The organism is Novosphingobium sp. 11B (genome assembly GCF_054589055.1).
Map to the genome: position 1 here is coordinate 1 of NZ_BAAILP010000169.1, position 1,774 is coordinate 1,774.

Here is a 1,774-nt window from a genome sequence, read left to right on the forward strand (position 1 = left end):
CCCGGACTTGATCCGGGACCGCTGGCCGGGACCAACCCACCTTGCGGCGCGCGCAGCGAGTTCGCGCCTAAAGACCGCCACCGGTCCCGGATCAAGTCCGGGACGACGGATGGTTTTTACGCCCCCTCCGAAGCCTCCGGTGCGGGTTCTTCCGCAGGCGCGGTCGGGGCCAATGGGCTGGGCTGATCGACCGAGTGGCCGGTCGAATCCTGCAGCCGGTTCGGCTCCAGCATCGCCGTCGTCTCGAGCAGGTCGAGCGCCTTCTGCGCGGCTTCGTAGCGGCGCGCATCGGCGATCCAGTTATCGGCCGCTTCGGCGCCGGGAAGCCGCTCGACCTCGCCGATGGCCGAATCGATGCGCTTGGCGGTTAGCATCAGGCGGGCGCGTTCGATGCGGGCGGTTGGATTGGCGAGCGCGGCCGAATCGCGGCGTACCACGAAGAGCGAGGTGATCTCCTGCCGCGTCCGCTCCCACAGGCTGCGGTTGGCGGTGCTGACCGTCAGTTCCGGCGACAGCGCTTCCAGCCGGGCGCTCAGCGCGTCGATGGTGACCGGGTTGGCGGCGAAGTCCACCAGCGTCTGCACCGCGCGCGGCTGGGCGTTCATGAAGCGCAGGCGCAGCTGGTCCGCAAGATAGCCGAGCGGCTCGCCGCGATCGACCATGCGGCGGGCGGCGAAGGCGATCAGCAGGCCCTCGGCGCGCCCGGCGTTGCCGGCGGCGGCGCTGGTCTGCAGGTCGATGCGCGACATGCGGTCCTCGATCATCGCGAGGCGCCCCTCGACGGTGGCGATCTGTGACATCTGGGCGGCGGGCGGCGCAGGCTTGGGACCGGGCTCGGGTGCCGCCGTCAGCGTCGCGGTGTTCGCGGCGTCGAGCAGGGTCGGCAGGTAGCCGCGCGTCGCCAGCCAGGCGACGAGCCCGGCGCCGATCACGAAGGCGATGAGCGCGACGAACAGCGTCATGCCCGCCGAGCGGCGCTGCGGAGGAACGCCGGGAGGGGCGGAAGGGATGTCCTGCATCAAGTCCTTGTCGTCGCGGTTGCTGTCCGTGGGCCGGTGTCTTGGCACATCTGCTGCGCCAAGGCCAGCAATGCGGCGTCGTCCGGCCGCGCGGCGCTGCGCACTTGCGCCCAGCCTTCTCCGGCGCGCGCGGCGACCCTCGGGCCGATCGCGGCGAGGCGGATTCGCCCGCGCGGGATTCCCGCATCTCTGCAGACTTGTGCGAACCGCAGCGCCGCCTCGCCGGAGTGGAGCAGGGCTAGGGCGGGGCTGGCCAATGCCGCGATGAGCGCGGGCGAAGGGGGGAGGGCCTCGCTGGCGTAGACCTCGCGCGTGACGATCGCGATGTCGCCCGGCACGTCGAGGGCAGTGCGTTCCCGCCCGGCGAGGCGCAGCAGGCGGCGGTGTCCGGGCTGGAGTACGCCGAGCAGGTTCTGCAGACCGCCGTGGCCGGTGGCGGCGACCTCCATGCCCGCCTCTCGCGCGGCCTGTGCGGTGGTTTCGCCGACGCAGTAGGCGGGCAGGCCGCGATAGGCCGCCAGCTGAGGCCCACCATGGCGCAGGGCATTGGCGCTGCCGAGCAGGAGCGCGTCGATGGCGTCACGTCGGGCGGGCTCCCATACGAGGGGGCGCACTGCGAACAGCGGGAAGGCCAGTGCTTCCAGCCCGTGTTCACGCGCTGCTGCCAGCGTGGCCGAGGCACCGGGCTCGGGGCGCAGGATCAGGATCATCGCATTCGTCGTCCCGGACTTGATCCGGGACCGCTGGCCGGGACC

2 protein-coding genes are annotated in these 1,774 nt (G+C 72.1%); both read right to left on the reverse strand.

All coding sequences use genetic code 11. The features are described from left to right. Nucleotides 1-116: 116 nt before the first annotated feature. Complete coding sequence (locus ACYPYD_RS15605) at nucleotides 117-1,019, reverse strand: hypothetical protein (RefSeq protein ID WP_459664092.1); 903 nt, start codon at nucleotides 1,017-1,019, stop codon at nucleotides 117-119. Then, on the reverse strand, nucleotides 1,019-1,729 hold the full coding sequence (locus tag ACYPYD_RS15610) for a uroporphyrinogen-III synthase (protein ID WP_459664094.1): 711 nt from the start codon (nucleotides 1,727-1,729) through the stop codon (nucleotides 1,019-1,021). The genes ACYPYD_RS15605 and ACYPYD_RS15610 overlap by 1 nt, the downstream gene beginning before the upstream one ends. Nucleotides 1,730-1,774: the final 45 nt, after the last annotated feature.